This window comes from Bradyrhizobium vignae (assembly GCF_900324035.1).
Taxonomy (GTDB): domain Bacteria; phylum Pseudomonadota; class Alphaproteobacteria; order Rhizobiales; family Xanthobacteraceae; genus Bradyrhizobium; species Bradyrhizobium vignae.
In genome coordinates, this window is sequence record NZ_LS398110.1 from 2,082,049 (window position 1) to 2,102,784 (window position 20,736).

Consider the following 20,736-nt stretch of genomic DNA (forward strand, 5'->3'; position numbering starts at 1 on the left):
CCAAGAAAGGCAAGAAAAAGAAAATATACGGTATAGTTTATTAAGTGCCTGGCAGGGCCTGGCGAGAGCTCCGGACGAATCTGGACCGCAAAGGTGGGGTGTTCGGCCCCGATCGTTCGAGCCAAATGAGGAGAATGTCGTGACTCCGTTGAACCGAGAACCACCCGGCTTGCAGGAAGGCACGTTGCTGCGCGAGCTGCATCACAGGGTCACCAATGGCGTCGCCTTCGCCATCGACCTGGTCTCTGCCGCGGCCATCCGCGTCGAGGGGACAGAAGCCAAGGGCGCCCTCAGCGATGTCGTCGAGCTGCTGCATGGCTATGCCGACGTGCACCGAGCGCTGTCCATGCCCACGGGCGACACGCTGATCCACGCCGGGACCTACATTCGCAAACTGGGCTGTGGCATGCGCCGGGCGCTTCTGGACCGGATGAACATCCAACTGGCATTCGCGACGCAGTCTCTCGCGCTTCAGCCGGAGCGCTGCTGGCACCTTGGGCTGATCGTCCATGAACTCGTGATGCACGCGGCAAGGCACGCATATTTCGACGCGCGGTCCGGGCAAATCAGGATCAAGCTGACGCGCACGGGCGCGCTGGCGAACTGCGTGATCCTGGACAACGGCTCGCGTCCCGAGAGGGAGACTTCCGACCGCGAATTGCGAATTGCCAGGGATATCGCGCGGGCGCTCGGCGGCCGGATCGAGCAGGGTTTCGGCGCCGACTTCACCTCGATTGTCCTCTCGTTCCCGCTGACCGAGCGCGAACGGGGCGCAAACTGGTCGATCGCAACGCGCCAGATGAGGGCTCCGCGCCGCACGAGAGCCACCGCTTCAAACGAAGCGGCGCTCACGGCAAGCGCAGCGGCCAATCAACGCGGGCCCACCGCCGAGACCGGTCCCTTCGCGGGACTCCTGCGCCAGCAAGAACGCGAAATGGTCGTCCCCCGCCAATCCGCCGATGCGCTTGGCGGGCTGTTGTCACCCTCCCATCGTGTGGACGCGCCATGACAAATCAACCTTCCGACCCGGTTCGAACGCCACATGTGGGGAAGGCCTTCGCCACAGCGGCCGTGCTTGCGAGCATGGTGTTGTCCGGCTGCAACGATCACGCGGCGCAGACGACCACACGGGCGACGCTGGTCCGGACCACGGTCGTGCAGCCACGCGACCGGCAAGCCGCCATCACGTTGACTGGCGAGGTTCAGGCGCGCTTCCGCGCCGATCTTTCGTTCCGTGTGAGCGGACGTGTGATCGCTCGCACCGTGGACGTCGGTGCTCACGTCAACAAGGGCGCAGTCCTCGCCCGGCTCGATCCCGCCGAGCAACAGGCCGATGTCGACGCTGCGACCGCGGCAGTAGCCTCCGCCGAAGCCCAGCTGCGCGTGGCGAAGGCTACGTTCGAGCGGCAGAAGGCGCTGATAGCAAGCGGCTTCACCACCCGGACCGTTTATGACCAGGCCCAGGAGGGCCTGCGAACGGCGGAGGGCGTGCTGGAAGCTGCCCGGGCGCAGCTCGGCACCTCGCAGGATGCGCTCGGCTATACCGTGCTTCGCGCCGAAGCCGACGGCGTCGTGACCGCGCGAAATCTCGAGGTCGGCCAGGTCGTGCCGGCCGCGCAACCCGTGTTCTCGCTCGCGCAGGACGGAGAGCGTGATGCCGTCTTCGAGGTCTATGAATCCGCCTTCCTTGGCCAGACCGACAGCCGCCGCGTCACCCTGGCGCTGGTCTCCGATCCCGGCGTGACTGCAACGGGCGAGGTGGGAGAGATTTCACCTGTTATCGATGCGAAGAGCTCCACGATCCGCGTCAAGGTGTCCATCGAAAATCCGCCCGCCGCGATGACGCTGGGCAGCGCCGTCGCCGGAACGGTCAAGGCGAAGCCTCAGAGCGAGATCGCCCTGCCGTGGAGCGCACTGATGGCTGCGGGCAGGAAAGCCGCCGTCTGGACCGTCGATCCCAGGACGCAGACGGCCTCGCTGAAGCCGGTCACGGTCGGCGCCTATGAGGCCGGACAGGTACTGATCAAGGCAGGCCTCGAGCCCGGCGAGCGCGTCGTTGTCGAAGGCGGCAAGCTTTTGAGTGTCGGCCAGTCGGTCGCTGAGGAAGGAGGCCGGTCATGAAGCGACAGGTCATGATGATTGCCGGCACGCTCGCGGCGGCCTCGTTGCTGACAGGGTGCCAGCAGGAGGCGAACGCGCCGGAGCCGGTGCGCCCTGTGCTCTCACTGGTGGCCAAGCCGAACAGCGGTGACAGCACGATTGCCGTGGGCGTCGTCGAGCCGCGCTACAAGACCAACCTTGGCTTTCGCGTGCTCGGACGGCTGACTTCGCGTCCGGTCGGCGTTGGCGACATCGTCAGCAAAGGCCAAATCATCGGCACGATCGATCCCACTGCACTCGATCTCTCCGTTCGCGCGGCCAAAGCCCAGCTTGCGAAGGCCGAGGCGCAGCTTGCGACGGCCAAGGCGACGGAGGCGCGGCAACGGACGCTGATCACCAGCGACGCGACCACGAAACAGACACTCGACAATGCCGAGCAGGCGCGCGCCGGTGCCGAAGCGAGCGTCGCGCAGGAGCAGGCGAGCCTGACCAAGGCAATCGAGCAACTCGGCTATGCCCAGATCAAGGCGGATTTCGGCGGCGTCGTCACCGCCGTTGGCGCGGAAGTGGGCCAGGTGGTTTCGCCCGGCCAAACCGTGGTGACGGTTGCGCGGCCGGACATTCGCGAGGCGGTCGTCGATATCGGGGAGGATCTGCCTGTGCCGCTCGAAGTTGGTCTGCCGTTCACCGTCAGCCTGCAGCTCCTTCCCGCTGTTCAGGTCGAGGGCAGGGTCCGTGAAGTCGCGCCGCAAGCGGACGCACTGACGCGGCTGCGACGTATCCGGATTGCGCTCGACAATCCGCCCGAGGGCTTCCGTCTCGGCGCGACCGTCACGGCAAAGCTCGGCAAGGACCAGGGCGAGGTCTTGCGCCTGCCCGCATCAGCGGTGCTCGCCAAGGACGGCGCCAATTTCGTCTGGGTGGTCGATCAAGCCGCCGGCACCGTCTCGCTGCAAAAGATCGATGGCGTCGCCGAACCGGCGGGCATCCGCGTCACCAGCGGGCTTGCCGCAGGCGCCCGCGTCGTCACCGCCGGAATTCACAGCCTCAAGCCCGGACAGCACGTCCGCATCGAACAGGATCAAGAGCCATGAAGTCGTTCAACCTCTCCGACTGGGCGCTCGGCCATCGCTCGCTCGTCTGGTATTTCATGATCGCCTTCATGGCGGCCGGCCTGTTTGCCTATCTTCAGCTGGGGCGACAAGAGGACCCTGACTTCACCATCAAGACCATGGTGATCGGGGCGCAGTGGCCGGGGGCTTCGCCCGAGGAGATGACGCGTCAGGTCACCGACCGGATCGAGAAGAAGCTCGAGGAGCTCGAATCGCTCGACTACACCAAGAGCGTGACGGTCGCGGGCCAGACCACCGTCTTCGTCTACTTGCGCGATTCAACCAAGGCGGCCGACGTCAAGCCGACCTGGCTGCGCGTCCGCAACATGATCGCTGACATCAAGGGCGATTTCCCGCAAGGCGTGATCGGACCCGGCTTCAACGATCGCTTCGGCGACGTCTTCGGCAACGTCTATGCCTTCACCAGCGACGGCCTCAGCCAGCGGCAGCTCCGCGATCAGGTCGAGGATATCAGGGCCAAGGTGCTCACGGTGCCCGATGTCGGCAAGGTCGATATTCTCGGCGCGCGGGACGAGGTCATCTACCTCGAATTCTCCACCCGCAAGGTCGCGGCCCTCGGCCTCGACGTTCACGCCATCATGAACTCGCTCCAGGGCCAGAACGCGGTGGCGCCCTCCGGCGTGTTCCAGGAAGGGCCGGAGCGGATCAGCGTTCGCGTCAACGGTCAGTTCACCTCGGAAGCCAGCCTGAAGGCGGTCAATCTGCGCATCAACGACCGCTTCTTCCCGCTGACCGATGTTGCGACCATCACGCGCGGCTACGCCGATCCGCCGTCGACCCTGTTCCGATACAACGGTCAGCCCGCCATCGCGCTCGCGATCGGCATGAAGTCCGGTGCCAATCTGCTCCAGTTCGGCGAGGCGCTGAAGAAGGAGATGAGCGGAATCATCGCCGACCTGCCGATCGGCGTTGGCGTCCACCTCGTTGCCGACCAGCCCGTCGTTGTCGAACATGCCGTTTCCGGCTTCACCGAAGCGCTGTTCGAGGCCGTGATCATAGTGCTCGGCATCAGCTTCCTGAGCCTCGGCATGCGGGCGGGCCTCGTGGTGGCCATTGCCATTCCGCTCGTGCTTGCGATCACCTTCGTCGTGATGGCCTATTGCGGCATCTCGCTGCAACGCATTTCGCTGGGAGCCCTGATCATCGCGCTCGGCCTCTTGGTCGACGATGCCATGATCGCGGTCGAAATGATGGTGGCGCGGCTGGAGATCGGCGACCCCCTCGAGAAGGCGGCGACCCACGTCTATACCTCAACGGCGTTCCCGATGCTGACGGGAACGCTGGTCACCGTGGCCGGCTTCATCCCGATCGGGCTCAACAGCAGCAATGCCGGCGAGTTCACCTTCACGCTGTTCGTGGTGATCGCGGTGTCGTTGATCGTCTCGTGGATCGTCGCCGTCTTGTTCACGCCGCTGCTCGGCGTCACCATTCTGCCCGCGAAGATGAAGGGACATCACGAGCAGAAGGGCCGCGTCGCGCAGATGTTCGCGCGCCTCCTGCTGTTCTGCATGCATCATCGCTGGAGCACCGTCGCCGTGACCGCCGGCGCCTTCCTGCTCGCCTTGTTCGGCTTGCAGTTCGTGCAGCAGCAGTTCTTCCCCTCCTCCGACCGTGCCGAGCTCGTGATCGACTGGAACCTGCCGCAGAATGCTTCGATCACCGAGACCAACACTCAGATGGCGCGCTTCGAGCGCGAGCAGCTGCAAGGCAACGATTCGGTCGAGCACTGGTCCACCTATGTCGGCACCGGCGCGCCGCGCTTCGTGCTGTCGTTCGACGTGCAGACCGCCAACACCTGGTTCGGCCAGCAAGTGATCGTGACCAAGGGCGGCATCGCCGCACGCGACAAGCTCAAGTCGCAGTTCGAGGATTACTTGCGGAAGACGTTCCCGGGCACCGACACCTACGTCAAGCTGCTCGAGGTCGGCCCTCCCGTCGGACGTCCGGTGCAATACCGCCTGAGCGGCCCCGACATCGCCAAAGTCCGTGACCTCTCGCAGAAGCTTGCCGCCGTCATCCGCAGCAGTCCTGATCTCGGCAACGTGGTGTTCGACTGGATGGAGCCGGCGCGCGTCGTCAAGGTCGATGTGCTCCAGGACAAGGCGCGCCAGCTCGGCGTGACCTCGGAAGACATCGCCACCACCCTGAACTCGGTGCTTCAGGGCTCGGCGATCACACAGGTGCGCGACAGCATTTATCTCGTCAACGTCACGGGACGTGCGACCGCGCCGGAGCGCGCCTCGATCGACACGTTGCGTGACCTGCAACTGACCGGGCTCGGCGGCAAATCGGTGCCGCTCGGGGCCGTCGCCAATCTGCGCTACGAGCTGGAGCAGCCCACGATCTGGCGCCGCGCCAGGATCCCGACGATCACCCTGAAGGCCGCCGTGGTCGGCAACGTTCAGCCCAAGACGGTGGTCGACCAGCTCGCGCCGAAGGTGGCGGAATTTGCCAAGCAGTTGCCCGCGGGCTACGCGATTAAGATCGGTGGCTCGGTGGAGGAGAGCGCCAAGAGCCAGGGGCCGATCATCGCGGTGGTACCGCTGATGCTGTTCGTCATGGCCACTGTGCTGATGGTGCAGCTGCAGAGCTTCTCGCGCCTGTTCCTGGTGTTCGCGGTCGCTCCCCTCGCGCTGATCGGCGTCGTCATGGCGATGCTGCCAAGCGGCGCGCCGCTGGGTTTCGTCGCCATTCTCGGCGTGCTGGCCCTGATCGGCATCCTGGTCCGCAACTCCGTGATCCTGATCGTGCAGATCGAGGATCTCAAAAAGGAGGGCAGACCCGCCTGGGATGCGGTGGTGGAAGCAACCGAGCATCGCATGCGGCCCATCCTGCTCACAGCCGCCGCCGCGAGCCTCGCGCTGATTCCGATCGCGCGCGAGATTTTCTGGGGCCCGATGGCCTATGCCATGATGGGCGGCATCATCGTCGGCACGCTGCTGACGCTGCTGTTCCTGCCGGCGCTGTATGTCGCCTGGTTCAGAATTCATCCTGATTGTAGCGATGGACACGCTGCGCAAGAGACCAGCGCTCCGGAGTCCGCATCGGTTGAACCGACGCCGGCGCACGACGTGCCGGAGCTCGCTCTCGAATCGCAGCATTAGCTGCGCTCCGGTTAGCTATGCGTCGGTTTCACAAATTATGGAAGGCAGACATGACCAAGATTATCGCATCAAGTTCCATCGCAGCGGCGGCGCTGGCTGCTGCAACGTTCTGGGGCACTGCAGAGCCAGCAATCGCAAACAACTATGAGTACTGTCGCGTGGACTACGCGTTGATGACGACGCGGATCTGCAGCTTCGATACCATGGAGCAGTGTCTTGCTACGATTTCCGGACGCGGTGGAAGCTGCACGCGCGATCCATTCTACGAGACCGAGTCTTTTGCGTACGCTCCGAAAAGCACCGGCCGTCGACACAAGCACAGGCAAGCCAGCAGAAGTTGATGGCTTCAAGCATGTGAATGACACGAATGGTCATGCCGAGATGCGTTGCTCCAGCAGTTACTTCAAAACTCACCTCTCGGACCCGAAGAGATCACGCGGCTTTCCACCGCTTATAAGCAGGCCCTCCGCACGATTGGCGTACAGGATCGAAACGATCCCCTCACCGAATTGATAGCCAGGAAGATCATTGAGATCGGGCAGACCGGCCTCAAGGACCCCGTCAAGATCTGCGTCCGAGCCATCGAGGAATTGCGCCTGTCCAACGGACAGCTTTGAGCCAGCAGGTCGTTTGTTCGTCCAGTAGAGCGCAACTTGGACCGAATGTCGGTATCGGTGGTTGCGCCTGCCCGCAACAAGTTGGCAAATAACCTCAGCAGTCCGAAGGACTTGCTGGGGTTATTTTTTTGCCGAATTCGTACAAACGTGTGCAATTTCGGTTAGTTTGGAGTGCGTACGTTGGCTTTTTCTGTGGCTCCGATGATGGATTGGACCGAGAGTTTTAAGTCTTTCAATCGGTTAGAAGGCCTTGTGTGAACGACGTGCATACCGGGAGATAAATCTGTAGCGTCCGACATCAATTGATTGAAGTGGGAGGAACGGTTCATCGCGCCGTAAGTGCGTAGCGCGAGAAGGTGCGCTCCCGAGAAAGGCACAAAGTGCTTGAGACCAGCACCGAGTGATCTTCGCCGGTGGTGGTGCGCCGTGCGATCTGCGCCGACCTGCAATCGGCTGCGCCCGGCTTGATCTGGATCAAGCCTCCGAAGCGAGCGGCCCCCCAGCTACTCTGCAGCGTACGTCCGTCGATCAGAGGGCAACGGCCTTGAAGACGCTTCGCCAGCTTCTGTCCGCAGAGGACATTGTCCAGTTTGTGATTCGGCTCGGCCTGCTCGGGCTGCTGATCCTGTGGACCTTCATCGTGATCCGCCCCTTCGTGCCGATCTTGTGCTGGAGCGCAGTGCTGGCAGTGGCGTTTCATCCCGTCTTCGCCTGGCTCGCCGGACGCCTCGGCGGCCGTCCCCGGACGGCCTCGGCCGTTCTCACCCTGGTCACGCTGGGCATTGTCATCGGTCCCGCCGCCTGGCTGGGCCTGAGTGCCGTTGAAGGGATTCGCGACCTTGCGGGCCAGATCGGCAGCGGCGATCTCGTACTTCAGGCGGCGCCGGAGCAGGTCAGGAATTGGCCGTTGATCGGTCCTCAGCTCTACGCGATCTGGAACGAGGCCTACACGAACATCCGCGCGGCGTTGCGCGAGGTGGCACCGTACTTGAAGCCGCTTGCCGGGATGATGTTGTCGTTTGCCGGTAACACCGGAATTGGCATGCTGCAATTCCTGCTCTCGGTGATCGTCGCGGGCTTTCTGCTTCCGCACGGCGCGCAGCTTGTTGCCGCGCTCCGCGGCTTCCTGTTGCGCATCGTGCCCGACCAAAGCGAGCAGTTCCTCGAGCTCGCCGGCGCCACCATACGCGCGGTCTCACAGGGCGTCATCGGTGTCGCCATCGTGCAGGCCCTGCTGGCGGGCATTGGTTTTAAGCTCGCTGGCATCGCAAGTGCGGGGCTGCTCGCCATCATCGTGCTCTTGCTATCGATCGTTCAGATCGGCGGGGCTATCGTTCTTCTTCCCGTGATTATCTGGATATGGATGGACAAGGACGTGACCGTAGCCCTGCTCCTGACCATTTATCTCGTCGTCGTTGGTCTTCTCGACAACATTCTGAAGCCGCTTCTCATGGGGCGAGGCTTGACCACGCCGACGCTCGTGATCCTGATCGGGGTCATTGGTGGCACGCTCGCGCATGGGATCATCGGCCTGTTCATTGGGCCGATTATCCTGTCGGTGGCTTGGGAACTTGCCACGGCATGGATGGGGATTGACCGCGCTGCGTCAGCGCGGGTTGATCAGGCGATGATTGTGGCAAAAGAAGGCGTCGAGGCACGGGTGACCTAGATCAACCGTCAACTGCGGCGATTGACGCGACATCACTGCCGTCCATGCGTGCCGCGTCGTCGATCATAAGGGGCTGAGGCCATCGAAATGAGGTTTGATTCACTCCGATGATGCTCCAATTCCTTGTCGGCACGTTGGTCAGCTTGATCAATACCGGGATCCACGCGCTTGTGACAGTGGTTGCAGTGGCCGTTGCCCGCAGTGCCGTCCCGCGCCATACCATTTGGCCGAGGCTGCACCTCATGAGCGTCATGATCGCGATTGCCGTCGTGTTGAAGTTCGCCCACATGCTCGAAATTCTGGTGTGGGCGGCGACCTATCTCGTCGTCGGGGTCGCTGCCGCCGACGGCGACGTGCTCTACTTTGCTTTCGTCAACTACACCACGCTTGGCTACGGCGATATCACGCCGGTGCGCGAATGGCGGCTGATCGGCCCGTTGACCGCCATGAATGGTGTGCTTCTGTTCGGCTGGTCCGCCGCCATTCTGTTCGAAGTCTTGCTCAAGACGCTCGAACATCTCGGGCTCGCGGAAACACCTGGCCCGCGTCTACCACGCAACTGATGCTGTCGCCTCCGTCAAGCGCGACCATGTGGATGGTGAAAAGCGGCCTTTCGCCGGTTCACGCCTGCAGATCGAGGCTGGCGAGCCGGTGTCGGTCGAGCAGCATGATCTGGCGTTGGGTGTTGCCGACAAAGCCGAGAACGCCGAGTTCATGGAGCCGCGACAGAGCGCGCGAGACGGTCTCCAGCGTCAGGCCGAGATAATCGGCAATGTCGCGCCGCGACATTGGAAGCGCCATGACGCCGGCGGCTGTCAGGCGCTTGTCCATTTCGATCAGGAATGCGGCGACGCGCTCCAGGGAGGTCTTGCGGCCGAGGAGCAGCATGTGGTCTTCCGCATGCTGGAGGTTGCTCGTGGTCATGCTGAGCAGGTTTCTGGCTACCATGGCATCGCTCTCGGCCACGGTTTCAAGGCTTTGTCGCTTGATCAGCCGCACCGTTGTGTCGACGATCGCTTCGGTCGTGAACCGGTGCTCGCAGCCGTTCTCAAGCCCGAAAATGTCACCAACGAGGTGAAATGCCCCGATCTGCCTGCGGCCATCCGACAGCAGCTTGTAACTTCGTACCGCGCCGGACTTGACCTGGTAAACATACTCGGCCGGCTCTTTCTCGCCGTAAATCTCAGATCCCTTGCGGTAGGAGAATTCGCTTAAATTGACCAGCGCATTTGAATGGCCGGTCATGCCGAGGTCGCGGAGGGTGTTGGGGCGCAGGGCGGAATCCGTTGTGATGCGAACAAACATAGGCCAACTCCTCAGCTTGTCGCCGAATTGGTCGGTCGGATGAAAATATCTCAGCCGGAAATGCGCCGCGCTATCCCACTCCCGCCACGGTTGATTTTCGATCAAGTTGGTAGTTCAATCCATTGTCCCAAGGTGCATTGTACCAAAGGACAGCACTGGCGATTGCTGCGCGGGATGAGAAGCTTGCCGCGATGAAAGGTGCGGCATATTGCGAAGCAGACTTTCCCATTTTCGAACGTGAAATGATTTTGAGAATGAGAGCGCCGTTCGAGCGCTGCCTATCAATAGTTCGGTAACAGGTAAAAGGTGCCAGGCCTCGTTCACGTTGTTGACGACGACAAGTCCTTTCGGACCGCGATTGAGCGCCGGCTGAAGCTCGCGGGATATGAGGTCATGACCTATGCCTCGGCACTGGAACTCCTGGATTCGGCGCCGGATGACGAGCAGGCGGGTTGTATCCTGCTCGACGTCCGGATCCCGGGGCTGAGCGGTCCGGACCTGCAGGCCCGCTTGATCGCGTCCGGTTCGATGCTGCCCATCATCTTCCTGACGGGTCATGCCGACACGCCAACCACCGTCCGCGCGATCAAGGCGGGTGCGGAAGACTTCCTGACCAAACCGATTTCCTCCGAGCAGCTGCTCGACGCGATCGAGCGCGCGTTGGCCCGCCAGAAAATGGCCCGCGCCGAACGCAGCAGGCTTGATGCGTTTCGGGGTCATCTCGCCACGCTGACGCAGCGCGAGCGGCAGGTGTTTGATCTCATCGTGCGCGGCCGGATCAACAAGCAGATTGCACGTGAACTCGGAACCACCGAACGCACAGTGAAGGCGCACCGCCATCAAGTGATGGAGAAGATGCAGGTTCATTCGCTGGCGGAACTCGTTTCGATTGCAGAGCGACTCGGAATACTCGACCCGAACGACCAGTAGCCGCATCGTCACAGCGGTGCGGTTCCCGTTGTGACTGCCCCAAAGGATAATGCTGAGGCCATGTCCGCCCGGAAATGCGGAGCAATCGTATCCAGTATCCCACCCTCGTAATAGTTTCGAATCTTAGGGAAAGGCAGATCTCCTTGCCTTTACGCGAGTCCATCTTTGTCGTCGACGACGATGCGTCCATGCGCGCCAGCATGGACGGACTTCTGCGAGGACACGGTTTCGACACCACGCTGTTCGACACTGCGAGTGCCTTGCTCGAACATGGCAAGTTCTACACCGCGATTTGCATCATTCTCGACATCAATCTTGGCGCAAAGTCCGGCCTCGAGCTGCGGCGAAGACTGGCTGAGAAAGGCGTCATCGCGCCCGTAATCTATGTAACCGGTAATGATTGCGTTGCGAACCGTGCCGCTGCGCTTGCGTCCGGCTGAATTGCCTACTTGATCAAACCCTTTGCGGCGCAGTCGTTGATCGAATCCGTCGAGCGCGCCCGTATTTCGTAACTCCACTCTGGTCATCATTCGTCGATATACTGCTCGAGCGTTCTGGTTGGTGCACCTTTGTGGACGGAGCCGAATTGCGCCAACGGAATCGAAGTCGTAACGGCAAGAAGATTCGAATCGATGAGTTCGAGCACAAGCGCCTTTCCGGTTTCCATCTCTTTGATAACTTGGGGCGCCGCTACGTCGGCGGCGACGCATAGATTGGTGAGACACCAAGTATAGGGCACGCGGAAGGCGTCGCCATGGTCGACGCTCAATTTCGGCGGCTGTTGCAAGTACATCCCCACAGGTACGAAAATTTGCAGGCGGGCCGTGGGAGCGTCCTCCCGCTCGATCAGATCGAGGCGCACGGCCGTCTGTCCGGTTGCGAATTGGCCGGTGATCGAGGTTCGGCACAGGGTGGACGCACCGCCGGCCTTGAAGCAGAGTTTCTGCCAGTCGCCATAGCGGATATCCTTTGCTTCGCGCTGGCCGCGCGTTGCGACCTCGGCAGGCCTGTCGGCTCGCGATGCCTCCGGCGCGGCCAGGGTTGAGCTTGTGGCGGTCCCGACTGCAATCATCAACAGCCCAGAGAGGCAATCAAGAGGGCGAGGCATCGTCGCGGTCTCCGAGATATGAGCTCATTTCTGCGCATCGAGGAATTTCGTAACCAGGGGTGACCAGAGCGGAATCGCGTCCGGCGAACCGATGAAGAAATGTCCCTCATTGCCGAAGGGCGGCATCAGATGATACTCGGCCCGGCCGCCGGCGGCGGTGAAGGCGGCATGCATGCGCTTCGACAGATCGGGTCCGAAGAACGTGTCATTCTCGATGTAGATCCACAGCATCGGCAGTCGCGATGTGCGGCCGAAATCCGCGGTGGCCTCGATCAGCTTGTGGGGCGCGCAATTGTTGTTCGGCTTGCCTCCGACACGGCCGCCGCGGCCGGCAGCAAACGTGATGATCGCCTTCACCTGCGGCGGGTTCACGCTCGATAAGGCGATGGAAGCCCAGCCGCCGGCGGACTGCCCGACCACGATTACGTCCTTTGGGATGATCCGCTTTTCGGCGGCCAAAAAGTCGATGATCCAAAGATCGCCCTGGGCGACCGCAAGGCCCGCATCATGAAAGTTCGGATTGGTGCACTTGCCGACTTTGGAGAAGAACGGGCCAAACAGTGCGCGCTCGGGAATGTCGATTGCGGCTGCGCCATAGCCGGTGCCGACTGGAGCCACCACGAGGTAGCCCCGTGTCGCGAACCATTTGGCGGCATCGCGGAATTCGACCAAGGGAAAGAAGCTCCGATCGGTCGGCTTGAGCGAGACGCCATGATTCATGATGACGAGCGGGAAGGGACCATCGCCGACCGGGCGTACCAGATAGGCGAACATGGGCAGCGGCAGCGGGAGGGCCCAGATCTCCTCCTGAATGCGAACCTCGACCTCCGTGCGGGCAGACGATGCGAAGACAAGAAGGATGAGGAGGGTGGTCGCGAAAGAGCGGAGGATCGCAGGCAAACAACGCATCGCAACCTCCCTCAACCTTCAAAAGTTGCGGCGACCACGATCGGACCGAGCACCGTCAGCACGACATTGCCGACCGCATAGGGCACGGCGAGCACCGGCGTCTGACTCTCGGCCACGTCGCAGGCGCCGGTGCAGGAAAATTTCCGGTGCGGTGGCGATGATCCACCCGACGGTTTCCATGGCATTTCCCCGGCGCTTTGGCGTGATTTGATTGCCGACGGCGGGATGTTGCTTGATCCAGATCAAGCCTCAGCGGGGATGAGGCGATGCCTATGGCGCGATGAAATGTTTGCGACAGCCCGTAATGCCGACATGAGTACCTTGGACGTCGCAGCCGGCGCGATCCGCCGCGACGAGACGGTCGGGATCGTCTTGCTGCTCGCCTTCGCGGGCGGCTACATCGACGCCTATACCTGGATCATCCACGGTGTGATGGCGAATGCCCAGACCGCCAATCTATGGGATGGCCGGCAACTGGGCTAAGGCCTTGCAGTTCGTGCCGCCAATCCTGGCTTTCGCGATCGGAATCGTGATCGCGGCCTGGCTGCGCCGCGTGGCGGGCGAGCGGGCCAGCGCGATCAGCACGCTGATCGAGATCCTGCTCTTGGTAGCGATCGGCATCCTGCACAATCGGTTGCCCGATCTGGCCGGAACGCTCGGTATTTCCGTCGTGGCGGCGATGCAGGCTACAATGTTCATCAAGGTCGAAGGCACGGTATGCAGCACGGTGATGATCACCGGCAATATGCGTCAGGCCATCGAGAACGTCTTCGCGGTCGCGGCAGGGAGCGCCCCACTGGGAACGCTGCGCCGCTCGGGCATTTTCTTCGCATTGTGTGCCGTGTTCGGCTTCGGTGCCGCGGCCGGCGCTTTTGCCGCCAAGAACATTCCCGATCTCGCGTTGGGCCTGCCCGTGGTCGCGCTGTTGATTGTGTTGCTGCGCTGCGAAGCGTCCCGTTCGGAGGACCGTCGATGAACCGGCCACCCGCTCCGACCTGGACGCGATTCTTTCCACCGGCCGAATGGCTTGCGGCCTATCGACGCGAATGGCTGCCATCCGACGCGATCGCCGGCATCACGCTCGCCGCCTACGCCATCCCGGTCTCGCTCGCCTATGCCGCGCTCGCCGGCTTGCCGCCGCAGATCGGCGTCTATGGTTACATGCTCGGAGGCATCGGTTATGCCTTGCTCGGAACGTCGCGCCAACTCGCGATAGGTCCGACCTCGGCAATCTCCCTGATGATCGCCGGGACCGTCGGCGCCCTCGACGGGGGCGATGCGGTCCGCTATGCGCAGGTCGCAAGCCTTGCGGCCTTTGCGGTGGCGGTGTTGTGCTTCATCGCCTGGCTGTTCAAGCTCAGCGTGTTGGTTCGCCTTGTCAGCGACAGCATCCTGGTCGGCTTCAAGGCCGGGGCAGGGCTCACTATCATCATGAGTCAGTTGCCGAGCCTGCTCGGCATCGCCGGGGGCGGGCACAATTTCTTCGATCGCGTCATCAAGCTGTCCGGGCAGCTCGGCGGCATCGATCTGCTTGTGCTGGGCATCGGCGCGGTCGCGCTCCTGTTGCTTCTGCTCGGCGAACGGCTTTTGCCGGGAAAACCCGTTGGCATCACCGTCGTGGCACTCGCGATCGCTCTGGCAACGCTCCTGGGCTTGCCAGCCCTCGGCGTGCCCGTCACCGGGAAGATACCGGAAGGGCTGCCGGCACTGGCGATCCCGACATTCGGCCTGCTGGAATTCGACGACCTGTTCCCGCTCGCCGCAGGCTGTGTGCTGCTGGCCTATATCGAAGGCGTATCGGCGGCCCGCAGCTTTGCCGCCAAGCATGGCTATCCGCTCGATGTCCGCCAAGAGTTCCTGGGACTGGGCGCGGCGAACCTCGCCGCTGCCTTTGGCCATGGCTATCCCGTCGCGGGGGGCCTGTCGCAATCGGCCGTCAACGACAATGCCGGTGCGCGGACGCCGCTGGCGCTGATGATCTGCTCGGTGGCGCTCGGGCTGTGCCTGCTGTTCTTCACGGGGCTGCTGACCAACCTGCCGAAGGCGGTGCTCGCGGCGATCGTCATCGCTGCCGTCTACAGGCTGGTCGACGTTCGAGCGCTGCTGCGAATGTGGCAGGTCAGCCGCATCGATTTCTACGCGGCGGCGATTGCGCTGATCTCCGTTTTGTTGCTCGGCATCCTCCAGGGCGTTCTGCTGGCGTCGATCGCCTCGATCTTCCTGCTGCTGGCGCGGGCCTCGCAGCCCAATGTCGCGTTCCTCGGCCGCTTGCCCGGCAGCGGCCGTTATTCGGATAGCGCGAGACATGAGGGCATCGAGCCGCTGGTCGGGATCATCGCTTTCCGGCCCGAAGCGTCGCTGCTCTACATCAATGCCGAGACGATCCTGGAAACCGTCCTGACCGCGCTCCGGAGGTCGCCCGGCGTCCGGCTGGTGGCCTGCGACCTCTCGGCCTCGCCCTATATCGATCTGGCGGGCGCACGCATGCTGCACGAGCTGCATGACGAACTTGCGTCACGCAGGGTGACCTTCTGCATCGTCGGCGCGCACGCGCAGCTCCGCGATCTTCTGCGTGCCGAAGGGCTCGCGGATAAGACCGACAGCGCCCAGTGGCTGCGGTCGCTCGATAGCCTGCTCGGCGATGATCAGGCGAACGTCGCACAACGAACGGCCTGATGTCTTCGTGTTGCGCTGCGAACGGCACGGCATCGGCTCGCATAATGCACGCGACCGTTGACTTGGATCAATGGCACGACCCGCGCCGCTCCCACGATCCGCATCACCTTCGGTAAAGGATCGGGAGAGAGAGATGTCCAAAGACACCAAGCCCGCACAGAAGCGTATCGACCAGTTCTTTTCCGGCCCGGGCGCGCGGGCAGACGACTGGCGCGACCTTGTGGAGGCAGCAAAGACCTGGGCGCGCGTGGGCAATCGCGCGGCCTATGATGCGGCACTGGCCGATCTTTCGATCACCGAGGAATTTCACGGCTATCCCGGTCCGCACCTCATGGCGGCGCTGCGGGAAGCTGCGGCCGCCGGCGACGGTGCGTCATCGTTCGCCCTTGCGACGCGAATTGCCCAGGCGCTGGCGACGCGATCCTTCCGCCAGCATGCCGGCGACTGGAACGCCAAGGACGACGGCAATGCTGACGCGCCGGAGCTGGTGCCGCCGGCCTTTGGCGCGCACAGCGCGCGTAGGCCGTATTTCGAGACCCTGATCGTCACCGGCGCATCATCGAGCCAGTGGCCGGCCCTGGCCGCCGAATGGCGCAAGCTGCGGCGCCCGGTCGATGCCTTCGTCTACGAACCTGTCATCGTCGGCAGCCTGGAGGACGCCTTCTGCGCGACGATGCTCAATCCGAACATCGGAGCAGTCATCATCAACGAGGGCTTCGGCCTGCGCTCGCGCCACGATGCGCCGGTGTTGCGCTCGATCATGGCCTCGGCCGGTCTCATCGACGAAACCGACACCTCGGCGCTCCGGCTCGCCCAGATCATCAAGCGCGTCAGGCCCGAGCTCGACCTTTACATGATCTCGAACCGGGACGTGGAAGAGTTGGCAGGCAATCCCGAGGCGGATGTGGTCCGCCGCATCTTCTATTCCGTTGAAGAACTGCTGGAACTGCATCTGTCGATCCTCGAAGGCATCCAGGATCGCTACGACACGCCGTTCTTCGACAATCTCAAGAAATATGCGCAGCGTCCGATCGGCACGTTCCACGCGCTGCCGATCGCCCGAGGCAAGTCGATCTTCAAGTCCGACTGGATCCGGGACATGGGCGAGTTCTACGGCCCGAACCTGTTCCTGGCCGAGAGCAGCGCCACCACCGGCGGCCTCGACAGCATGCTGGAGCCGACCGGCACCATCAAGAAGGCGCAGGAGAAGGCGGCGAGGGCGCTCGGCGCCGACCGCGTCTTCTTCGTCACCAACGGCACCTCGACGTCGAACAAGATGGCGGTGCAGGCCCTGCTCGCGCCCGGCGACATCGCGATCGTCGATCGCAATTGCCACAAGTCGCATCACTACGGCATGGTGCTTGCCGGTGCGCAGCCGCTCTATGTCGAAGCCTTCCCGATGACGGAATATTCGATGTATGGCGCGGTGCCGCTGAAGACGATCAAGCAGGCGCTGCTGGGCGCCAAGGCCGACGGCCGGCTCGACCGCGTCAAGATGGTCGACCTGACGAACTGTACCTTCGACGGCCATATCTACAACACTAGACGGGTGATGGAGGAATGCCTCGCCATCAAGCCCGATCTGATCTTTCTCTGGGATGAAGCCTGGTTCGGCTTCGCGCGCTTCTCGCCGTTCCTGCGCCGCCGGACCGGACTTGGCGCCGCCAACGAGATCGAGGCATGGATGCGCGATCCCAGGTCGGTCGCGGTCTATGAGAAGCAGCAGGCCGAGCTCGGCAAGAACCCGTCCGACGAGGTGCTGCTCAAGACCCGGCTGATCCCGGACCCCAGACAGATCCGGCTGCGCGTCTACCAGACCAACTCGACCCACAAGTCGATGTCGGCGATCCGCCAGGGCTCGATGCTTTCGGTCAAGGACGTCGAATTCCACACCGTCGAGCAGCAGTTCAAGGAGGCGGTGTTCACCCATGCCTCGACCAGTCCGAACCAGCAGCTCATCGCCAGCCTCGACATCTCGCGGCGGCAGATGGAGTTGGAGGGCTATGGCCTCGTCGCCAACGCGATCGAGATCGCGTTCGCGATCCGCCAGGCGGTCAACAACAATCCGCTGATCTCGAAATATTTCCGCATCCTTGGCGCCGACGCCATGGTGCCGGCGCAGTACCGCCAGAGCGGCTTCACCGACTTCCTCGCCCCCGGCGTCAATTGGGCGAATACGCTGAGGAGTCTGGACGAGGACGAGTTCTGCCTCGACCCGACCCGCATGACGCTGGTGTGCGGCATGGCCGGCTATGACGGCACGCAGTTCAAGGGCATTCTCGCCAACGAGTACAACATCCAGGTCAACAAGACCTCACGCAACTCGGTCCTGGTCCAGTCCAACATCAACAACACCCGCAGCGATGTCGCGCATCTCGTCCGCGTGCTCGCCGAGATCGCGGGCGAGATCGACCGCGGCCTCGCCAGCGGCGCCAATGCGCGGAAGACCTTCGAGGCACGGGTGACGAGCCTCATGAAGGACGTGCCCGACCTGCCGAACTTCTCGCATTTCCACCCGAGCTTCCGCGGCGATGCCGGCACCAGGACTAATGAAGGCGATATCCGCAGCGGCTTCTACGCGGCCTATGACGTCGCCGGCTGCGAGCACATTCGCCTCAACGACCCCGAGATCGACCGGCGGCTGAAGGCCGGTCCCGAGCTCGTCTCGGCCAACTTCGTGATCCCGTATCCGCCGGGCTTCCCGATCATGGTGCCCGGCCAGGTCATCACCCAGGAGACCATCGACTTCATGCGCAAGCTCGATGTGAAGGAGATCCATGGCTACGACGCCAAGGAAGGGCTGAAACTCGTACGGACGGAAGCCTTGGCCAAGCTCGGCAGGCCGAAGCCCAGCGCGCAGCCGAAGCTCAAGGCCGCGTCATAGGGCGGGAGGGGACGAACATGCAGGCATTTTTTCAGTTCTTGCAGCAGTACCCGTATTTGCTGCTGTTCTTCGTGGTCGGTCTCGCCGTCTATATCGGCCGGGCCAGCATCAAGGGTTATGGTCTCGGCATGGTCGCTGGCGCCATCGTGGTCGGCGCGGGCATCTCGGTCTGGGCATCCAGCTATGGCGTGAAGCTGGAGCTGAACAATTTCGCCAAGAGCCTCTTTTACTATCTCTTCATGTACGGTGTAGGTCTGCGCGTCGGTCCGTCCTTCATCAACAGCCTCAGGGGAGATGGCGTCAAGTTCCTGTTCCTCGCGGTCGTGTCCAGCATTCTGGGCCTGACACTGGTCGTGCTTGGTGCGAAGCTCTTCGCGTTGCCGCCCGGTGCGGCCGGCGGCATGCTGGCGGGGTCGCAGACCATGTCGGCGGCGATCGGCTCGGCCGAGCAGGCGGTAACCTCAGGTGTCGTCAAGCTGCCTGAGGGTATGAAGCCCGAGGAAGCGTCCGGCATGATCGCTCTGTCCTACGGCATCACCTATATCTGGGGCACCGTCGGCATCATCCTGATCTGCAAATATTTGCCGCGCTGGTGGGGCGTCGATGCCAAGGCCGCTGCGAAGAAGTACGAGCAGGAGTTCGGCGTCAAGGATCTCGAAGGCGGCGCCCTGACCGGCTACCGTCAGTTCGGTCTGCGCGCCTACCGGCTGGAGAATCCAGCGACGGTGGGGTTGAGCATTGCCAAATTCCGCGCAATGAATCCGGAATACCGGATCGTCAATGTGGGGCGTAAGGGCGAGCCGCAGGGCGCTGATCCTGATCTCGTGCTGCAGAAGGGCGATATCGTCGCGCTGGGCGGATCGACCGAGCATCTGACCGAGAAGATGGGCCTGATTGGTCCGGAAGTCGTCGATGCCAAGACGCTCGGTATACCCATGGACCAGGCTGAAATCGTCGTCTTCAACAAGGACGTCGTCGGGCGTACCTTCGAATCCTTCCGCGACACGGCTATCGCCGGCCAGCTGCAGGTCACCAAGGTCGAACGGGGCGGCGTGCAGATCCCGGCCGGTCTCAAGACCAAGCTGGAACGCATGGACATCGTCTCGGTGGTCGGCCTGAAGTCGGCGGTCAACGAGCTCGGCGAGATGTGGGGGCGCATCGCGCGCGCCAACACCTCGACCGACCTGCTGACTCTGTCTGTCGGCATGATCCTTGGCTTCCTGATCGGCATGGTCGAATTCCCCGCGTTCGGGGCCAAGGTCGGCCTCGGCAATGCCGGCGGCCTCTTGCTGTCCGGCGTGATTGTGTCCTCGATCGTGTCGCGTCTGCGCTTCTTCGGCAATACGCCGAATGCGGCGCGAAACGTACTCGAGGATCTCGGCCTCGTCGTGTTCGTCGCGATCGTCGGCGTCAATGCCGGCGCAGGCCTGTTGGCCCAGCTCACCGGCGCGGTCGCCCTGAAGATCTTCATCGTCGGCTTCATCGCGTGCACGATCCCGCCGTTCATCGTCTGGGCGATCGGATTCCACGTCTTCAAGATCAATCCGGCGGTGCTGATGGGCGGCGTTGCCGGCGCGCGCTCGCATTCCGGCCCGTGCCGCGAGGCTGCGGTCGAGATCCAGAGCTCCGTGCCCTGGATCGGATTCCCGGTCGGCTATGCCGTTTCGGGCATCCTTCTCACCATCTTCGGTTACTTCGCGATGATCCTGGCTCAATAATAAGGGGAAGACACGTCATGAGAAAACTGACCTTCGGCGCCGTCCTGGTCGCCTCGCTCGCAACCGTTGCCGGCTTCAACACGCCGGCCCGTGCCGATACCGGCCAGGTTGCGGTCGTCTTCACCAAGGGTGGCTTCATCATCGGCGCCGGTGGCGGAGAGGGCGTTCTGCTCTACCGGGGCAAGAAATATCCGTTCACGGTGTCTGGCATGAGCGTAGGCCTCACCATCGGGGCGTCGACCACGAAGTTCGTCGGCCGCGCCCTCAATTTGAAGGGGCCGGCATCCATTGAAGGCACTTATGCCGTGGGAGGAGCAGGTGGGGCAGTCGCCGCAGGTGCTGGCGCGGTTCAGTTGCAGAACAGCAATGGCGTGATCCTCCAGCTCAGCGGCCCGCGGGTCGGCGCGGAAGTATCGGCTGCCGTCGGCGGCGTCACAATCCGCCTGAAATCGAGTTGAAGGGGCCACGCAGCGCGCGTGTTCACGCGCGCGCTGCAGGAGCCCACCTCACAAAGCCGTCGTCTTGTTGATTTAAGTCAAGCTCAAATTCGGATCGGTACCCGACCTTACCATCGGGTGCCTAT

19 protein-coding genes are annotated in these 20,736 nt (G+C 62.9%); 16 read left to right on the plus strand and 3 right to left on the minus strand.

What is annotated here, in order from left to right; genetic code table 11:
* Window positions 1-139 precede the first annotated feature (139 nt).
* From BRAD3257_RS10205 to BRAD3257_RS10240, 8 genes are all read left to right on the plus strand, one after another.
* Window positions 140-1,009, plus strand: a complete 870-nt coding sequence (locus BRAD3257_RS10205; RefSeq protein WP_244607923.1) for an ATP-binding protein — start codon at window positions 140-142, stop codon at window positions 1,007-1,009.
* Complete coding sequence (locus BRAD3257_RS10210) at window positions 1,006-2,121, plus strand: efflux RND transporter periplasmic adaptor subunit (RefSeq protein ID WP_122401711.1); 1,116 nt, start codon at window positions 1,006-1,008, stop codon at window positions 2,119-2,121. Before BRAD3257_RS10205 ends, BRAD3257_RS10210 begins: the two co-directional genes overlap by 4 nt.
* Window positions 2,118-3,194 (plus strand): efflux RND transporter periplasmic adaptor subunit, encoded by a 1,077-nt coding sequence (locus tag BRAD3257_RS10215; protein WP_122401712.1) that lies wholly within the window; start codon window positions 2,118-2,120, stop codon window positions 3,192-3,194. Before BRAD3257_RS10210 ends, BRAD3257_RS10215 begins: the two co-directional genes overlap by 4 nt.
* Window positions 3,191-6,337: an efflux RND transporter permease subunit gene (locus tag BRAD3257_RS10220; RefSeq protein ID WP_122401713.1), complete on the plus strand. Its 3,147-nt coding sequence runs from the start codon at window positions 3,191-3,193 to the stop codon at window positions 6,335-6,337. Before BRAD3257_RS10215 ends, BRAD3257_RS10220 begins: the two co-directional genes overlap by 4 nt.
* 50 nt (window positions 6,338-6,387) lie before the next feature.
* Window positions 6,388-6,678, plus strand: coding sequence for a DUF3551 domain-containing protein (locus tag BRAD3257_RS10225; RefSeq protein ID WP_122406477.1), 291 nt, complete (start codon window positions 6,388-6,390; stop codon window positions 6,676-6,678).
* Between the two features lie 45 nt (window positions 6,679-6,723).
* The gene (locus tag BRAD3257_RS10230) at window positions 6,724-6,954 is read left to right on the plus strand and encodes a hypothetical protein (RefSeq protein WP_122401714.1); all 231 of its coding nucleotides are present in this window, start codon (window positions 6,724-6,726) and stop codon (window positions 6,952-6,954) included.
* A gap of 544 nt (window positions 6,955-7,498) precedes the next feature.
* The gene (locus BRAD3257_RS10235) at window positions 7,499-8,623 is read left to right on the plus strand and encodes an AI-2E family transporter (protein ID WP_122401715.1); all 1,125 of its coding nucleotides are present in this window, start codon (window positions 7,499-7,501) and stop codon (window positions 8,621-8,623) included.
* Window positions 8,624-8,865: 242 nt separating this feature from the next.
* Window positions 8,866-9,186, plus strand: a complete 321-nt coding sequence (locus BRAD3257_RS10240; RefSeq protein ID WP_312016196.1) for a potassium channel family protein — start codon at window positions 8,866-8,868, stop codon at window positions 9,184-9,186.
* A 58-nt stretch (window positions 9,187-9,244) separates the two neighbouring features.
* Here BRAD3257_RS10240 and BRAD3257_RS10245 read toward each other — a convergent pair whose 3' ends face one another.
* The gene (locus BRAD3257_RS10245; protein WP_122406478.1) at window positions 9,245-9,928 is read right to left on the minus strand and encodes a helix-turn-helix domain-containing protein; all 684 of its coding nucleotides are present in this window, start codon (window positions 9,926-9,928) and stop codon (window positions 9,245-9,247) included.
* Window positions 9,929-10,234: 306 nt separating this feature from the next.
* On the opposite strand from BRAD3257_RS10245, the gene BRAD3257_RS10250 reads away from it, so the two are divergent.
* Both BRAD3257_RS10250 and BRAD3257_RS10255 read left to right on the plus strand, forming a co-directional pair.
* Window positions 10,235-10,858, plus strand: a complete 624-nt coding sequence (locus BRAD3257_RS10250) for a response regulator transcription factor (RefSeq protein WP_122401717.1) — start codon at window positions 10,235-10,237, stop codon at window positions 10,856-10,858.
* Between the two features lie 200 nt (window positions 10,859-11,058).
* On the plus strand, window positions 11,059-11,298 hold the full coding sequence (locus BRAD3257_RS10255) for a response regulator (RefSeq protein WP_312016197.1): 240 nt from the start codon (window positions 11,059-11,061) through the stop codon (window positions 11,296-11,298).
* 86 nt (window positions 11,299-11,384) lie between these two features.
* Here the strand turns inward: BRAD3257_RS10255 and BRAD3257_RS10260 are convergent, their stop codons facing one another.
* Entirely contained in the window at window positions 11,385-11,966 is a 582-nt protein-coding gene (locus BRAD3257_RS10260; RefSeq protein WP_122401718.1) for an invasion associated locus B family protein, read from the minus strand.
* Window positions 11,967-11,990: 24 nt separating this feature from the next.
* Window positions 11,991-12,875 (minus strand): alpha/beta hydrolase family protein, encoded by an 885-nt coding sequence (locus BRAD3257_RS10265; protein WP_122401719.1) that lies wholly within the window; start codon window positions 12,873-12,875, stop codon window positions 11,991-11,993.
* 129 nt (window positions 12,876-13,004) lie between these two features.
* Here BRAD3257_RS10265 and BRAD3257_RS42465 point away from each other — a divergent pair, with 129 nt between their 5' ends.
* From BRAD3257_RS42465 to BRAD3257_RS10290, 6 genes are all read left to right on the plus strand, one after another.
* Complete coding sequence (locus BRAD3257_RS42465; protein ID WP_488225968.1) at window positions 13,005-13,358, plus strand: hypothetical protein; 354 nt, start codon at window positions 13,005-13,007, stop codon at window positions 13,356-13,358.
* Between the two features lie 13 nt (window positions 13,359-13,371).
* Entirely contained in the window at window positions 13,372-13,851 is a 480-nt protein-coding gene (locus tag BRAD3257_RS10270) for a DUF1275 family protein (protein WP_430648830.1), read from the plus strand.
* Entirely contained in the window at window positions 13,848-15,551 is a 1,704-nt protein-coding gene (locus tag BRAD3257_RS10275) for a SulP family inorganic anion transporter (protein ID WP_122401720.1), read from the plus strand. The genes BRAD3257_RS10270 and BRAD3257_RS10275 overlap by 4 nt, the downstream gene beginning before the upstream one ends.
* Window positions 15,552-15,684: 133 nt before the next feature.
* Window positions 15,685-18,435 (plus strand): decarboxylase, encoded by a 2,751-nt coding sequence (locus BRAD3257_RS10280; protein WP_122401721.1) that lies wholly within the window; start codon window positions 15,685-15,687, stop codon window positions 18,433-18,435.
* Window positions 18,436-18,452: 17 nt separating this feature from the next.
* Complete coding sequence (locus BRAD3257_RS10285) at window positions 18,453-20,153, plus strand: aspartate:alanine exchanger family transporter (RefSeq protein ID WP_122401722.1); 1,701 nt, start codon at window positions 18,453-18,455, stop codon at window positions 20,151-20,153.
* 17 nt (window positions 20,154-20,170) lie between these two features.
* The gene (locus BRAD3257_RS10290) at window positions 20,171-20,611 is read left to right on the plus strand and encodes a hypothetical protein (RefSeq protein ID WP_122401723.1); all 441 of its coding nucleotides are present in this window, start codon (window positions 20,171-20,173) and stop codon (window positions 20,609-20,611) included.
* Window positions 20,612-20,736: the final 125 nt, after the last annotated feature.

Bases quoted from the DNA above. Each gene is read 5' to 3' on its own strand.
- BRAD3257_RS10210 (WP_122401711.1), top strand. From the start codon at position 1,006: ATGACAAATCAACCTTCCGACCCGGTTCGAACGCCACATGTGGGGAAG.
- BRAD3257_RS10215 (WP_122401712.1), top strand. From the start codon at position 2,118: ATGAAGCGACAGGTCATGATGATTGCCGGCACGCTCGCGGCGGCCTCG.
- BRAD3257_RS10220 (WP_122401713.1), top strand. From the start codon at position 3,191: ATGAAGTCGTTCAACCTCTCCGACTGGGCGCTCGGCCATCGCTCGCTC.
- BRAD3257_RS10225 (WP_122406477.1), top strand. From the start codon at position 6,388: ATGACCAAGATTATCGCATCAAGTTCCATCGCAGCGGCGGCGCTGGCT.
- BRAD3257_RS10240 (WP_312016196.1), top strand. From the start codon at position 8,866: ATGAGCGTCATGATCGCGATTGCCGTCGTGTTGAAGTTCGCCCACATG.
- BRAD3257_RS10245 (WP_122406478.1), bottom strand. From the start codon at position 9,928: ATGTTTGTTCGCATCACAACGGATTCCGCCCTGCGCCCCAACACCCTC.
- BRAD3257_RS10255 (WP_312016197.1), top strand. From the start codon at position 11,059: ATGGACGGACTTCTGCGAGGACACGGTTTCGACACCACGCTGTTCGAC.
- BRAD3257_RS10260 (WP_122401718.1), bottom strand. From the start codon at position 11,966: ATGCCTCGCCCTCTTGATTGCCTCTCTGGGCTGTTGATGATTGCAGTC.
- BRAD3257_RS10265 (WP_122401719.1), bottom strand. From the start codon at position 12,875: ATGCGTTGTTTGCCTGCGATCCTCCGCTCTTTCGCGACCACCCTCCTC.
- BRAD3257_RS10275 (WP_122401720.1), top strand. From the start codon at position 13,848: ATGAACCGGCCACCCGCTCCGACCTGGACGCGATTCTTTCCACCGGCC.
- BRAD3257_RS10280 (WP_122401721.1), top strand. From the start codon at position 15,685: ATGTCCAAAGACACCAAGCCCGCACAGAAGCGTATCGACCAGTTCTTT.
- BRAD3257_RS10285 (WP_122401722.1), top strand. From the start codon at position 18,453: ATGCAGGCATTTTTTCAGTTCTTGCAGCAGTACCCGTATTTGCTGCTG.
- BRAD3257_RS10290 (WP_122401723.1), top strand. From the start codon at position 20,171: ATGAGAAAACTGACCTTCGGCGCCGTCCTGGTCGCCTCGCTCGCAACC.